Origin of the sequence: Nocardia alni, assembly GCF_019038435.1 — a bacterium.
Classification (GTDB): Bacteria; Actinomycetota; Actinomycetes; order Mycobacteriales; family Mycobacteriaceae; genus Nocardia; species Nocardia alni.
In genome coordinates this window covers 1-14,986 of sequence record NZ_JAGPOX010000049.1, presented here as the reverse complement: position 1 = coordinate 14,986, position 14,986 = coordinate 1, and the positions used below count along the sequence as shown (strand labels likewise).

Genomic DNA, 14,986 nt, shown 5'->3' with positions numbered 1-14,986 from the left:
TGCGGCCTCACCTGCGCTGATCGATCCGGGCCGATGCCCGGATTCGGCTCGCCACAGGATCATTCGGCGCTCGCCGAGTGCGGTCACCAGGGCAGGGACAGGAGCAGACGATGGCCGATCGGCAACGCTCGTTCGGTATTCCTTGATGAACGCCGCGGTGACCCGGTTCCTGACCATGCTGCACGAACTGGACGCCACCGCGAATGCCCGCCCGGTGCAGGGCGATCGGCTGTGCGCCGTGTGTGTGCGGGTACTGCCGGTGTCACAAGCCGCCATTACGCTGGCCATGCCCGACGGGGGCTGGGAGGTGCTCGGCACACACGGGGAGGCGGCCGCCCGCTTCGCCGACGCCCAGTCCGCGACCGGAGAGGGGCCCGGTCCCGACGCCCACGCCGAGGGTGCGGCGATACGAGTACTCGATTTCACCGCTGCTACGGCTACCGGTCGCTGGCCACTGCTGACCCAGTGGGATCGAGTCGACGTCTCCGGGGCGCTGTGCTCGATCCCGTTGCACCTCGGCGCGATTCGGCTCGGGTTCCTCGATCTGCTCGGCGCGGACCTGGTCACCCGGGATACCGGCGCGTACAACGACGCGTCGCAGATCGCGTCCGCGATCACGACCATGCTGCTGACCACACTCACCGCCCCGGCACACGGTTCGGCGGAGATCGACGGCGCTGCGCTGGGACCATGGTGGGAACACCCCGTGGGGGCCCGCGAGATCCACCAGGCAACCGGCATGATCGCGGTGCAGCTGGACTGCACAGCGGCAGCGGCTTATTCGCGGCTGGTCGGGTACGCGTTCACCACCGAGCGCACCTTGGCCGAGATCGCCGGCGACGTCGTCGCCCGGCGCCTGCGCTTCCGGCCGTACCACGAACCCGATACACAGCGAGATACTGGATCAGGCCCGATCCGATAGGGGGACCGAGGTGGACCGTCCTAGAATTGGGAGAAGAAGGGTAATGGAGATGGCAGGCCGAGAAACCACGCTGACCTCGGCGCTCGTGCGTCTGGTCGACACCCTGGTCGTCGAGTACGACCCGGTGGACCTGACCCAGGATCTGGTCGAGACCTCCATCGAGCTGCTCGATGCCGACGCCGCGGGCCTGCTGCTCACCGACGGGCGCGGTGAGCTGCAGGTACTCGCGTCCACCTCCGAAGAAACGCGGTTGCTCGAGCTGCTGCAGGTACAAGCCGCCGCCGGTCCGTGCCTGCAGACTTTCCGCACCGGTGAACAGGTCCGGATCGCCGATCTGGACTCCGTCGCCGAGCAGTGGCCCGCGTTCACCGATCGCGCGCGGCAGCAGGGCTACCGGAGCATGTGCGCCCTGCCGATGCGGCTGCGCAACGATCGCATCGGCACATTGAATCTGTTCTCCCGCCGCGTCGGGGCACTCGATGACGAGCAGCTGCGCATCGCGCAGGCACTGGCGGATTTCGCGACGATCGGTATTCTGCACGCTCGCGTCCTGGCCGATTCCCTGACGGTGAACGAAGAACTCAACCATGCGCTCAACAGCCGCGTCATCATCGAACAAGCCAAAGGCATGCTCGCCGAACGCGGAAACCTGAGCATGGACATCGCTTTCCAGCGACTGCGTGGATTCGCGCGCGACAACAACCGACGCCTCGCCGATCTGGCCCGTGCCGTGGTGGATCGCACCATCACCGTCGACGCCATAGTGCCCGACTCGCAACCCGACGACACGGCGAACCGCACGATGTGACACGCCGGTGCCACTCATCGCCGCAGTGGTCGCGTTCGCGGGCGCGATCTCGGTCGCCGTGCTCATCCGAACCGATGACGTCGGCGAGTGTGGCAGGCGCTCAGGAGACCCGTGCGGCGAGAGACCTGATGCGGTGGTCGAGTTGGTCGTGATAGAAGTCCATGAAGCCATCCGGGTCGGGTCCGGCGTTCATCAGGACCAGATGGTCGAATCCGGCCTCGGTGTACTCGCGCGCGGCTCGGACGAAGTCCTCGGGGTCGCTGCCGCAGGTAAAAGCGCGGCGCATGTCCTGCTCGCGGACGGTGGCGCTGGCAGCGGCGAAATTCGCCGGGTTCGGCAATTCGCTCATCACCTTCCAACCGGTCACCGCCCACCGGGTGGTCTCCAGCGCCGCCTGTGCCGCGGTCTGCTCGTCGGCGGCCCAGGCGACCGGTATCTCGGCATACCGGGGTCCATCGCCACCCGCCGCCCGGTACTTCGCGATCAGATCCGGTCGTGGTTCGGTGGCGAACATTCCGTCGCCGAGTTCGGCGGCCAAGCGCGCGGCCTTCGGTCCTCCCGCCGCGACCGCGATCTTCGGCAGCTCGTCGGGCAGGTCGAATACCCGCGCGTCCGACAGCTGTAGGTATTCACCCCGATACGAGCGATAGCCGCCGCGCCACAGCAGCCGGATGATCTCCAGTGCCTCCCGCAGCATCCGATGCCGTGCACCGACCGAATTCGGGAACCCCTCCCCCACCACATGCTCGTTGAGCCGTTCACCCGCCCCCACACCGAGGGTGAACCGGCCCCCGGAGATCAGCGCGGTCGTCGCCGCAGCCTGAGCGATGATGGCCGGATGGTAGCGGACGGTCGGGCAGGTAACCCCCGTCGCCAATCCGATGCGGTCGGTGCTCGCGGCGATCGCCCCGAGCACCGACCACGCGAACGGCGAGTGCCCCTGGTTGTCCAGCCACGGATGGTAGTGGTCGCTGATCTCGACGAAATCGAACCCGGCCCGCTCGGCCCGGATCGCCTGACGGATCAACTCTTCGGGCCCGAAGGCTTCCGCTGCCAGCTTGTATCCGATCTGCATCTGACCCGCTCCTGTCCCGTGCTCGGTCCGTTCCGGCGGCAGCACCGCCACAGCGCGCGCATACCCCGGCCGACCCGTTCGAATCACGCCCGCTGCTTACGTGGGCCCGCCTGCCATGCGGTGGATGCGCGCGCTGTGGTCACCTCGACCAGGTCGTTGTCCGCGATGCCCGCAGCCGGCGCGTCGGCCGCCGAGAGCTCGACCCCCAACCTCGGGTGCGGCGGCATGCAGCCTGCGGCGTGCGCCGCATGCCTGGCCTGGATCGATCTCCAACGGATGAGCAGACGAGTATCGGCTCGAATAAGATCGTCAGTTCGATGCGTGGCGCTGTGGGTCGTCCAGTGAGGGAAGGACGGTTTCGCGGACCATCAGCAGCAGCGCCGCGGCGACGGGGATCGCCAGCAACGCGCCGACGATGCCGAGCAGCGCGCCGCCCAGCAGTACCGAGACCACCGTGACCAGCGCGGGCACTTCGACGGTGCGGCCGATGATGCGGGGCACCAGCAGATAGTCCTCGAGCAGGCGCAGGATGATGAAGAACGCGATCGTCGCGATCGCTACCGGGACGGAGACCGTGAGCGATACCAGCGCGACGACGATGCCGGCCACGGTCGATCCGACGATGGGGATGAGATCGAGGATGGCGACCAGCACCGCGAGGACCAGTGCGTACGGAACGCCGAAGGCGAACAGCCAGATGAGGGTCAGGACGCCGGTGATCAGTGAGATGAGCAGATTCCCCAGGATGTAGGCGCCGACCTTCGCGAAGATCTCGTCGCCGATCAGGATGGCGCGGGGTCGGCGGTCGCGCGGGAACATCCGGTACAGGGTGCTGCGAACGCGGACGAAATCGGCCATGAAGTAGGCGGTGAGCACGAAGACGACGACCGTCGCCGTCGCCACGCTGAAGATCGCTCGCCCGATATCGAGGACACCGCCCGCCAGCCGGGACGATTCCGAGCTCAATGCGTGGCGAATCTGGTTGTCCAGGTGGAACCGTGAGTCGACGGTGCGGATGATCGGATATCGGTGCTCGAGATGCTGGAGGTAGCCGGGGGCGTTGTGGGCGAACGCGGCGCCCTGCGAGGTCAGTGGCGATATGACGGCGGCCAGGAATCCGGCGAGCAGCCCGACCACCAGCAGCAGGACAAGGGTCACCGCGGCCCACCGCGGCAGCCGGTGCCGGACCAGCCAGGACACGGCGGGCTCGAGACCGATGGCCAGAAACAGTGCGACCACGATCAGGGTCAGTACCTGCCCGGCCGCGAGGATCGCCTGAATCGCCGCGTACGTCACCGCGACGCCGGCGGCGCCGGTCATGCCGATCAGGAACGGGGAGCGGCGATCGAACAACCGCCCCGGCCGCCCCAGCGGGTGGGTGGAGGTGCTGGCGTGTGCCGCTGCCGCCTCCGCGTCGATGATCGGATCGCCTTCGCGCCTCGAATGCGGCTGACCGATAGCGGAATCGTGCCCGGAATCCGCTGCGCGGAAGGTGCCGTCCATAGGTGCGTACTAGCCGCCGCGAGACCGGTCAAACCGCCGGGTCGGCCTGAGAATTACCGGGTCGTGGGCAAGCACGCGACTCAGTGGGGTCGGTTCCGCGATCCGCTGTGCACAAGGGGTGAATCCGCCGCGATACCCAACTCGTTGGCACGACTCTTCGGGCCCGACCCCGCCGTGTCGCGACGGCAGAAAGTTCGATCATGGTGTTTAGCCGGTGCGATGGCTGGTATTCGGAAGGTAGACCGGTGCAATGCCGTTTGGAGCGGTGCGGCGGTGCACACACCCTTGTCTGGTGGAGGACATGTCCCATGACCAGTGCAATCGCTCAATACCCTTCCAGCGCGGATCCCGCTCGGCGTGGGGATGATCCCTACGACGGAATCGAGCCGTGGTTCGAGAAAATGGTGGCGTTGGATCCGCACGGGCTGCAATGGCGGCGGCTGCGGGAGGAGATCATCGGCCGGTGTCTGCCGTTGGCCGAGCACATCGCCCGCCGCTACACCGGCCGCGGCGTGGAGTTCGAGGATCTGCTGCAGGTCGCGCGGGTCGGTCTGCTCGAGGCGGTGAATCGGTTCGACCCGGACCGCGGGCCGTCGTTCGTGGGATTCGCGGTGCCCACGATCATGGGGGAGGTGCGCCGGTATTTCCGGGACCGTACCTGGTCGGTGCGGGTGCCCCGGCGGTTGAAGGAGTTGCAGGGGCAGGTCCAAAGGGTGCTGCCGGAGTTGACGCAGCGGCTGGGCCGGGTGCCGACGGCGTCGGATGTGGCCGCGGAACTCGGGCTCGAGCGAGCGGAAATCGTGCAGGTGCTGGTCGCTTCCAACGGCTACCGCAGCGATTCGCTGGACGCGCCGCTGGACAACGGCGAGGGCGGGAATCCACAGGTTGTGATGCAGCAGCTGGGTACCTCCGAGCCCGGTTACGCCCTGATGGAGGAGTCGATCACGGTGGGCCCGTTGCTGGGGCAGCTGTGCGACCAGGATCGGGACGTGCTGATATGGCGGTATTTCGAGGGATGCACACAGGACCAGATCGCGACTCGACTCGGGGTCTCGCAGATGCAGGTCTCGCGGATCCTGGCCCGGATCCTGGCGAGTCTGCGTGAGCAGGTCTACGCCGAACCCGCCGGGGTACCGCAGGCCGTGTGAGCCGATTCGGCCCGGCCGACCTGCCCGACGCGAAGGCATCGAGGGCTGACCGTCTGGTCGACACCGCAGCAGGCCTGCGGTGTCGACCAGCGTCGAAGTCCTGAGCTCTACCAGAGCTCACCGCCCACCAGCACGTACAGGAACGGTACGAGCGGAATCAACCCGAAAATTGCCCAGACCACCTTGGTGGAGCCCGTGAGATCCCGGCGCGCGGCCAGGTTCACCCACATGAGGATCACCGCCAGCGGATGCAGGAAGCAGACGAGCAGTTCGAGGATCTTCTTCATACGTCTGTCATACCCCGCAAATCTGTGCCTAGTAGGTTCCCGATCGGAGTGTTGTTCCCGGCCGACGAACGGACGGGCCCTGTACGCCTTCCCGCTCGCCGATCAGCACGATCGAGGCGTCCGACCGCCCTCACCGAAGACGGTCTATCGACGGCGACCGAGTACCGTGGCGGCGGCCGCGCCCAGAGCGGTCGCCGCCGCGCCGAGCAGTCCGTGGTGCTGCGAGGCCCACAGTTGGGCGCTTCGCCCGGTGGAGCGGTCGTCGAAGACACCATGGGCGCCGAAGTCGTGGCCGGTGGGGCCGTCCGCGGGTGCGAACAGATTCCCCTTCTGCAGCGGCGATCGTGGCTGGTCGGTCTGCTGGGATTTGTAGCCGGTGCGGGCGAGGTATCGGTCGAGCACGCCGGGCATGATCGCGTTCGCCGCCAGGGTCGCCGCCGTGCTGGCGCCCACCCAGTATTCGCGGCGGCGGGGGTGATCGGCCGCGTAGAGGACGGCGCGGGCGGCGACCTCGGGTTGAAAGATCGGCGGGACCGGTTGCGCCTGCCGGGGCAGGCGGGAGCGAACCCAGGAGAACTGCGGAGTATTGACCGCGGGCATCTGCACCATCGTCACGCGGACCGCGCTTCCCTCGTGCAGCAGTTCGCAGCGCAGAGCCTCGTGGAATCCCTGGATGGCGTGTTTGGCTCCGCAGTAGGCGCTCTGCAGGGGGATTCCCCGATAGGCCAGGGCGGACCCGACCTGCACGATCGTGCCCCTGTTGCGTGGTTTCATCCGCCGCAGGGCCGACATGGTGGCGTATACGTAGCCGAGATAGCTGACCTCGGTGACCCGCCGGTACTCGGCCGCGGAGATCTCGGTGAACGGCGCGAACACGGAGGTGAAGGCCACGTTCACCCAGATGTCGATCGGGCCGAGGGTGTCTTCGATCTCGGTGGCCGCTGCCTCGAGCCGGTCCGGATCGGCCACGTCGACGGAGAGGGGCAGCGCCCGGCCGCCCGCGGAGCGCACCTCCTGCGCCGCGGCGTCCAGCCCCGCGTCACCGCGGGCGAGCAGTGCCAGCTGGGCGTGCCGGTCGGCGAAGGCGCGAGCGACCGCCCGGCCGATCCCGCCGGATGCTCCGGTGACGACCACGACCTGTTCGTCGGCGGGGTTGCTCATCGGGATTCTCCTTCCGAAAACGTTGTGCGGGTTACTGTTCCGGCCAGGGCCGGGCGAGCCGGTGGGCGGCTTCGAACAGCAGGGCGTGCACGAACGCCTGAGGCAGATTGCCGCGCAACTGGCGTTCGATCACGTCGAACTCCTCGGTGAACAGCCCGGGTGGCCCGCACCCGGCCCGATTGCGTTCGAACCAGCGGACGGCCTCGCGTTCGTGCCCCTGCTGGTGTTCGGCCAACGCCATGACGAAGCCGCACAGCAGGAAGGCCCCCTCGCTGTCGGCCAGCTGTTGTCCGCGGTGCCGGAATCGGTAGACGTATCCCTCTCGGCCGAGGTCGCGGCGCACCGCCTCGAGGGTGCGGCGGCTGCGCGGATCCGCCGGGTCGATCGCTCCACGCAGGGCGGGCAGCAGCAGAGCGGCGTCGACCCGATCGTCGCCCGGGGCGCGCTGCCAGCGCCCGGACGGGTGTAGGCACCGCCCGGTGGTATCGGCGATCAGGCCGTCGGCCAGCTGGGTCCACCGCGCGGCCTGTCTCGGCGGTGCGGCCGCGCTGATCGCCCGCAGGCCCGCGGCGCAGATCAGCCGGGAGTGTGCCCAGCGCTGATCGTCGAGCTCCCAGATTCCGGCATCGGGTTCGTCCCAGCGCTTTTCGATCGCGGCGACGGCCGTCTCGGCGGCTCGCCAGTGCTCGGCGTCGAGACGGCCGTGGGTTTCAGCGGCGGCGAACAGCAGCAGCGCCTCACCGAACGCGTCGAGCTGGGACTGGGTGTTCACGTGATTGCCGATCGTGACCCGGGCCCCGGGATATCCGGGCAGATCCAGGATCGACTCGTCCGGCACGCGACCGCCGTCGAGGGTGTAGGCGGGCACGAGCTGCGGACCATCCTCGAGTAGGCGCGCCCCGACGAATCGGACCGCGTCGTCCAGCAGCGGATGTGGGCCCGCGACGGCGACGGCCTGCCCGGCGTAGCACTGGTCGCGGATCCAGCAGTACCGGTAGTCGTAGTTGCGGCCCTGTTCCGCGCGCTCGGGCAGCGCGGCGGTCGCGGCGGCGACCATGCCGCCACTGCGGCCCGTCAACCCACGCAGGACCGCGTAGCCGTGCCGGGCGTCGCGTTCGGCCAGGCTGTGCGGCAGGGCGGGCACCGACTCGCGCCAGGCGCGCTCGGTGCGGTCCCAGAGTTCATCGGCGCCGGCGAGCAGCCCGCGAGGGGAACGATCGCTGATCTCCAGCACCAGGTCACGGTGTTCACCGGCGGGAATCTCCAAGGTGATGTCGAAGCCGTTCGCATGGCGCGCGGCACCGGGCGCGCCTGTCCACCGGAACGTCAGCGGGCCCGCGCGCATCGTCCACGTCGCCTCGTCGAGTGCCACCGCGTGCAACGAGTGTTCGGCGAAACCCGCGGCGGGTTCGAGCGAGACCCCCACACGCGCGTCGGCGTCCACGGCGATGACGCGGCGCAGCATGACAGCGGTGTGCGGGTCGGCGGGAAAGGCCATGGCCTGACGGCATTCGACGACCCCGGTGGTAGTGATCCAGCGACTGCGCCAGATCAGGGTGCCGTCCTCGTAACAGCCGCCCGCTGTGAACCTGTCGTCCTCGGGAGCGATGATGTACCGCCCGGGTCCGCCCAGAATCGGGGAGAAGGCCGGATCGCTGTGCCAGGAGGGCACGCACAGCCAGGCGACCTCGCCGCCCGGCCCGATCAGCGCTCCACGCTGCCCATCCGCGATCAGCGCGTACTCGCGCAACGTCGGCAGGGCGGTATTCACGCCCGGCCACGAATCGTCGCGGCCGGGTTCGCCGGGGCGTTGAAAGCGGGAGGCCATCGACCGGGAATCTCCTTCTCTGCTCGCCGCGCCCGCGCGGCCGGGGCTGCACGCCCGTCGCGGGCCGCACGACCCGCGCGAACAGCGTTGCCGTCGTGGCGTGGATACCCCGTCAGGCGGATCCAAACTCGCCAGGACGGGCGCTGTGTGAGCCGGGATCCGGTGGGTAAGCGCGCTTTGGCGCCACCGGACAGGCACGCCCACCGGTTTCGCGCGATGACCGTGCACCCTTGACGGCGAAGGACTTTCGATGCTGGATACCCCGATCAGCGACTTGATCGTCTCGACCTTCCGGATACCCACCGACGCACCGGAGGCCGACGGCACGCTGGCGTGGGACGAGACCACCCTGGTGCTGGTGGAGGCGACCGCCGACGGTGCGGTCGGGATCGGCTGGACCTACGCACCGCCCGCGTGCGCCGACCTGATCACCGGCACCCTCGCCGGCATCGTGCGCGGGCGCAGTGTCCTGGACGTCAGCGGATGCTTCGAGGCGATGGTGAAGGCGGTCCGTAACGCGGGCCGCCCAGGCATCGCCGGTTGCGCGATCTCCGCGGTCGATGTCGCGTTATGGGATCTCGAGGCCCGCCTGCTGTCGATGCCACTGCACCGGCTCCTGGGCGCGGTGCGCGAGCGTGTGCCGGTATACGGCAGCGGCGGATTCACCACCTACGACGATGACCAACTCGAGCGCCAACTCTCGCGGTGGGTGCACGAGCAGGCCATCCCGCGGGTGAAGATCAAGATCGGTGAGTCCTGGGGCACCGAGACCGGCCGCGATCTGGCACGAATGCGCCAGGCCCGCAAGGTGATCGGCGACGATGCCGAACTCTATGTCGACGCGAACGGCGGCTACGGCGCCAAGCAGGCGATCCGCGTCATGGCCGAGGCCGCCGACGCGGATGTGCGCTGGTTCGAGGAACCGGTCTCCTCCGATGACCTGGACGGGATGCGCCTGGTCCGCCGCGCCGTCGACGCCGACGTCGCGGCCGGCGAATACGGATACCACCTGGCCTACTTCGGGCGCCTGTGCGCCGCCGACGCCGTCGATTGCGTGCAGGCGGATGTGTCGCGCTGCGGCGGGATCACCGAGTGGCGACGGATCGCCGCGGTCGCCGCCGCGCACAACCTCGAGATATCCGCGCACTGCGGGCCTCATCTGCACGCGCACGTCGGCGCCGCCACCCCGAATCTGCGACATCTGGAGTGGTTTCACGACCATGTACGGATCGAGACGCTGTTCTTCGAGGGAGCCCTGGATCCGTCCGGGGGCAGCGTCCGACCCGATGACGCCGCGCCTGGTCATGGGTTGACTCTGCGTGCCGACGTCGCCGGCCGCTATCGACTGGGCTGAGAGCCCGCATTCGTACACCGAACCCCTGGGAGGACCGAGACAATGGGCACGACATCCCGCACCGGAGAACGACTCGAGGCGCCCTCCTCCTCGCTGCTGTACCGACGGCTCGAGTCGCACCTGCGCGACCGGGTCGACGGCGAGGTCCGCTTCGACTCCGGCTCGCGTGCGGCCTATTCCACCGATGCTTCGAACTATCGGCAGATCCCCATCGGCGTCGTCGTGCCCCGTACCCCGGAGGCCGCCGCGGACGCGGTCGCCGTCTGCCGCGAATACGACGTGCCGGTGTTGTCGCGCGGCGGGGGCACCAGCCTGGCCGGGCAGTGCTGCAACGTCGCGGTGATCCTGGACTGGAGCAAATACTGCACCCGCGTCGAATCGGTGGACACCGCGACCGGCGTCGCGGTGATACAGCCCGGCGCGAAACTCGATCGGGTCAACGACGAACTCGCCGGCGCCGGCTGGATGGTCGGCCCGAAGCCCTCCACCCACGTCAGCTGCACGATCGGCGGCATGATCGGCAACAACTCGTGCGGATCGACCGCCCAGGCATACGGGAAAATGGTCGACTGCGTTCGCCGCCTCGAGGTCCTGACCTACGACGGCCAGCGCATGTGGGTCTCGGAGACCGACCAGGACGAATTCGACCGCATCGTCGCCGCGGGCGGACGGCGCGCCGAAATCTATTCCGGACTCCGGGATCTCGCCGATCGGTACGCCGACGGGATTCGTGACCGCTATCCCGATATCCCGCGCCGGGTCTCGGGCTACAACCTCGATTCGTTGCTGCCGGATAAGGGATTCCACGTCGCCCAACTGCTGGTCGGTTCCGAGAGCACCCTGGTCACGGTGTTGCGCGCCGAGCTGGATCTGGTGCGCGTGCCGAAGGCAAAAGCCCTGGCGCTGCTGGGTTTCGACGATGTCATCGCCGCCGCGGATGCCGTGCCCGCCGTGCTGCGTCATCGCCCCGCCGCGCTCGAGGGAATAGATCACCGGCTCGCCCAGCTCGAGCACAGCCAGCGTCTCGCGGAGCAAGCGCTCGCACAGCTACCCGAGGGCAAGGCCTGGCTGATGGTGCAATTCAACGGCGACGACCAGCACGACGCGGATCGCAAGGCGCACGAGATGATCGAGGACCTGCACTCGGTCACCCCGCACGCCAAGCTGGTCGACGACCCCTCGCACACCAAGCAGATCTGGGCGGCCCGCGAGGCCGGTCTCGGCGCCACCGCGTACCCGCCCGAGGGCCCCGAGACCCACGAGGGCTGGGAAGACGCGGCCGTGCCGCCTGATCGCCTCGGTGATTATCTGCGCGACTTCCACGCGCTGCTCGATCGATACGGATACGGAACCGCCTCGCTCTACGGCCATTTCGGGCACGGCTGCGTGCACACCCGGATCCCGTTCGATCTGCGCACCGCGGAGGGCATCGCCCGCTATCGGGCCTTCGCCCACGACAGCGCCCGCCTCGTGGTGAGTTACGGCGGGTCGCTGTCCGGGGAGCACGGCGACGGTCAATCCCGGGGCGAGTTGCTCACGATCATGTTCGGCCCCGACGTGGTGACCGCGTTCGAGGAGCTGAAATCGCTGTTCGATCCGGGCAATCGGATGAACCCCGGCAAGATCGTGCACCCGTACCGCCTGGACGAGAACCTCCGCCAAGGAGTGAATTACCTTCCTCTGGAGCCCGTTACGCATTTCTCCTACCCCGACGACGGGCACCGGTTCAGCCGTGCCGCCGCACGCTGCGTGGGAGTCGGCAAATGTCGCGGCGACGAATCCGGGGTGATGTGCCCCAGTTACCGCGCCACCGGAGAGGAAGAACACTCCACCCGCGGACGGGCGCGGCTGTTGTTCGAGATGCTGCAGGGCGAGGTGATCACCGACGGATGGCGTTCGACCGAGGTCCGCGATGCGCTCGATTTGTGCCTGGCCTGCAAGGGCTGTAAGAGCGACTGCCCGGTCGACGTCGACATGGCCACCTACAAGGCCGAGTTCCTGGCCCATCACTATCGACGCCGACTGCGGCCGATATCGCACTATTCGATGGGCTGGATTCCGTTGTGGGCCCGGCTCGCAGCGCTCGCCCCCGCCGCGGTCAACGCACTCACACACACCCCCGGCCTGGCCGGAGCGCTCAAAACCGCTGGAGGAGTGGACCGTAGACGCCCATTCCCCCGGTTCGCTGCCGAGCGATTCACCGCGTGGTTCCACCGGCGCCCGGACCCCTCCCCCGTCGGCGCAGGCGGTCGCGTGGTGCTCTGGCCGGACACCTTCACCAACAATTTCGACCCCGGCATCGCCCGCGACGCCACCGCGGTCCTCGAGGCCGCCGGTTTCCAGGTCGAGGTGCCGGCGGCGGCCGTGTGCTGCGGGCTCACCTGGATCTCGACCGGGCAGCTCGACACGGCGAAACGGGTCCTGCACCGCACCCTGGCCGTGCTCGCACCGGCACTGCGCGCCGGGACACCGGTGGTGGTCCTGGAACCCAGTTGCGCGGCGGTGTTCCGGTCGGACCTGCCAGAGCTGCTGAACGGGAACGAGGACGCCCACCGGCTCGCCGGGCAGACCTTCACCCTGGCCGAAGTACTCCGGTCCAAGGCGCCACAGTGGCAGCCACCCCGGCTCGACGCGACCGCTCTGGTACAACCGCATTGTCACCAGCACGCGGTGCTGGGCGACAAGCCGGACCGGGCGATCCTCGACTCCGCCGGCGTGCGCGCCGACGTGCTCGACGCGGGCTGCTGCGGGCTGGCCGGGAACTTCGGATTCGAGCGCGGGCATTACGACGTCTCGGTCGCCTGCGCCGAGGACAAACTCCTCCCCGCTCTCCGCGGCGCGGATCCCGGCACCCTGACCCTGGCCGACGGCTTCAGCTGCCGGACCCAGATCCGCGACCTGCGGCCCGGCTCCGATCCACTGCATACCGCCCAGGTCCTGGCCGCCGCGGTGCGCCGCGAGCAGCCCGGAGCATCGACCGAGGATGCCCCGGCCGGTACGAGGTCCGCCCGGACCGTGGCGGCCATCGGGTCGGTCCCCGTCGCGGTGGCCGTCCTCGCCCTGATCCGCCGAACCAGGCGGCGGCGATCCCATCGGGCGTGATCGGTCGGCAAAGCGAACGCCGGTGCCCCGGCGCGATTGACGGGCGGACGCCCGGGTATCCGCCCGTCGCGGGAAGGGCCCTGCCAAGAGGTGACACGAACAGGAGAAACCATGGCTCAGCAAGTCGGTGACTACATCGTTCAGCGCCTGCGGGATTGGGGTGTGGCGCAGGTCTTCGGATACCCCGGTGACGGCATCAACGGGCTGGTGGCCGCGTTCGGCCGCGCGGACGACCACCCCGCCTTCATCCAGGCCCGGCACGAGGAGATGGCCGCGTTCGAGGCCACCGGTTACGCGAAGTTCAGCGGCAAGGTCGGTGTCTGCGTGGCGACCTCCGGGCCCGGCGCGATCCACCTGCTCAATGGCCTGTACGACGCCAAACTCGATCATGTGCCGGTGGTGGCCATCGTCGGGCAGACCGCGCGCAGTGCGATGGGCGGCAGCTACCAGCAGGAAGTCGATCTGCAGAGCCTGTTCAAGGACGTCGCTTCCGACTATCTGGTGGAGGTCAACGTCGCCGACCAGCTGCCCAACGCACTGGATCGCGCGTTCCGGACCGCGCTCGCGCGGCGCGCACCCACGGCGTTGATCGTCCCCTCGGATCTGCAAGAAGAACCGTACGAGGCCCCCGGACACGCGTTCAAGCAGGTGCCCTCGAGCTCACCCGACGCGATGGGCAGTGCGGCGCTGACGCCGTCCGACAACGATATCCGGCGCGCCGCGGAAATTCTCGAGGCCGGATCGAAGGTCGCCATCCTCGTCGGGCAGGGCGCACGGTCGGCCGCGCAGGAGGTCGTCGAGCTCGCCGACCTGACCGGTGCGGGTGTGGCAAAAGCGTTGCTGGGCAAGGATGTGCTGTCCGACGAGCTGCCGTTCGTCACCGGCTCCATCGGACTGCTCGGCACCCGGCCGAGCTACGAGATGATGCGCGACTGCGACACACTGCTCATCGTCGGATCGAATTTCCCGTATACCCAGTTCATGCCCGAGCTCGATCAGGCGCGTGCGATACAGATCGATATCGATGGCGCGATGATCGGCATGCGGTATCCGACCGAGGTGAATCTGATCGGTGATGCGAAAGCGACTCTGTCGGAACTGATTCCGCTCGTCAAACGCAAGCAGGACCGGTCCTGGCGAGAGACCATCGAACAGAATGTGGCGCGCTGGTGGGAGACCGTGGAGCGGCAGTCGATGCTCGAGGCACGGCCGGTGAATCCGATGCGGGTGGTGTGGGAGTTGTCCGCGCGAATTCCGGACAACGCGATCGTGACCGCCGATTCGGGATCCTCGACCAACTGGTACGCCCGCTGCCTGCGGTTCCGCGGGACGATGCGCGGTTCACTGTCCGGCACGCTGGCCACCATGGGTCCGGGCGTCCCGTACGCCATCGGCGCGAAGTTCGCCCACCCGGACCGCCCCGCGATCGCGCTGGTCGGCGACGGGGCGATGCAGATGAACGGCCTGGCCGAATTGCTCACCGCCAGCAGGTATCACACGCGGTGGGCCGACCCCAGGCTCATTGTGTGCGTATTCCACAACAATGATCTCAACCAGGTCACCTGGGAACTGCGCAGCATGGGCGGCCAGCCGAAATTCGAGGAATCCCAGGCACTTCCGGACATCTCCTACGCCGACGTCGCCCGCAGCCTCGGCTTCGAGGCGGTATCGGTGGAAACCCCCGACGAACTCGGCCCCGCCTGGGACCAGGCATTGCGCGCCGACCGCCCGATCCTGCTCGACGTCCGTTGCGACCCGGAGGTCCCTGTCTCGTATTCACATCTCCGACCCCACGANA

The 14,986-nt window shown here is 68.5% G+C and carries 11 protein-coding genes; 6 read left to right on the top strand and 5 right to left on the bottom strand.

The genetic code is table 11. The annotated features are described in order from the left end of the window. Positions 1 to 145: 145 nt before the first annotated feature. A complete protein-coding gene (locus JZ791_RS19770; RefSeq protein WP_216896640.1) occupies positions 146 to 922 on the top strand; it encodes an ANTAR domain-containing protein in 777 nt (258 codons plus the stop codon). Between the two features lie 49 nt (positions 923 to 971). Beyond that, on the top strand, positions 972 to 1,730 hold the full coding sequence (locus JZ791_RS19765; RefSeq protein ID WP_216896639.1) for a GAF and ANTAR domain-containing protein: 759 nt from the start codon (positions 972 to 974) through the stop codon (positions 1,728 to 1,730). A 100-nt stretch (positions 1,731 to 1,830) separates the two neighbouring features. Here JZ791_RS19765 and JZ791_RS19760 read toward each other — a convergent pair whose 3' ends face one another. Further along, a complete protein-coding gene (locus JZ791_RS19760) occupies positions 1,831 to 2,805 on the bottom strand; it encodes a TIGR03557 family F420-dependent LLM class oxidoreductase (RefSeq protein ID WP_216896638.1) in 975 nt (324 codons plus the stop codon). A 309-nt stretch (positions 2,806 to 3,114) separates the two neighbouring features. Continuing rightward, positions 3,115 to 4,308 (bottom strand): AI-2E family transporter, encoded by a 1,194-nt coding sequence (locus JZ791_RS19755; protein ID WP_216896637.1) that lies wholly within the window; start codon positions 4,306 to 4,308, stop codon positions 3,115 to 3,117. 308 nt (positions 4,309 to 4,616) lie between these two features. Between JZ791_RS19755 and JZ791_RS19750 the strand changes: the two genes are divergently transcribed. Next, positions 4,617 to 5,456 carry a SigB/SigF/SigG family RNA polymerase sigma factor gene (locus JZ791_RS19750; protein ID WP_216896636.1) on the top strand — a complete coding sequence of 280 codons (840 nt, stop codon included), beginning with the start codon at positions 4,617 to 4,619 and terminating at the stop codon, positions 5,454 to 5,456. A 107-nt stretch (positions 5,457 to 5,563) separates the two neighbouring features. Here JZ791_RS19750 and JZ791_RS19745 read toward each other — a convergent pair whose 3' ends face one another. From JZ791_RS19745 to JZ791_RS19735, 3 genes are all read right to left on the bottom strand, one after another. Beyond that, entirely contained in the window at positions 5,564 to 5,743 is a 180-nt protein-coding gene (locus JZ791_RS19745) for a hypothetical protein (protein WP_216896635.1), read from the bottom strand. 144 nt (positions 5,744 to 5,887) lie between these two features. Then, complete coding sequence (locus tag JZ791_RS19740; protein ID WP_216896634.1) at positions 5,888 to 6,904, bottom strand: SDR family oxidoreductase; 1,017 nt, start codon at positions 6,902 to 6,904, stop codon at positions 5,888 to 5,890. A 31-nt stretch (positions 6,905 to 6,935) separates the two neighbouring features. Next, positions 6,936 to 8,732 (bottom strand): glycoside hydrolase family 15 protein, encoded by a 1,797-nt coding sequence (locus tag JZ791_RS19735; protein ID WP_216896633.1) that lies wholly within the window; start codon positions 8,730 to 8,732, stop codon positions 6,936 to 6,938. 250 nt (positions 8,733 to 8,982) lie between these two features. Here JZ791_RS19735 and JZ791_RS19730 point away from each other — a divergent pair, with 250 nt between their 5' ends. From JZ791_RS19730 to JZ791_RS19720, 3 genes are all read left to right on the top strand, one after another. Continuing rightward, positions 8,983 to 10,086, top strand: coding sequence for an enolase C-terminal domain-like protein (locus JZ791_RS19730; RefSeq protein ID WP_216896632.1), 1,104 nt, complete (start codon positions 8,983 to 8,985; stop codon positions 10,084 to 10,086). Positions 10,087 to 10,128: 42 nt separating this feature from the next. Continuing rightward, positions 10,129 to 13,188, top strand: coding sequence for an FAD-binding and (Fe-S)-binding domain-containing protein (locus JZ791_RS19725; RefSeq protein ID WP_216896631.1), 3,060 nt, complete (start codon positions 10,129 to 10,131; stop codon positions 13,186 to 13,188). Positions 13,189 to 13,299: 111 nt separating this feature from the next. Then, the coding region (locus JZ791_RS19720) for a thiamine pyrophosphate-requiring protein (protein WP_216896630.1) at positions 13,300 to 14,986 on the top strand (1,687 nt) is incomplete at its 3' end.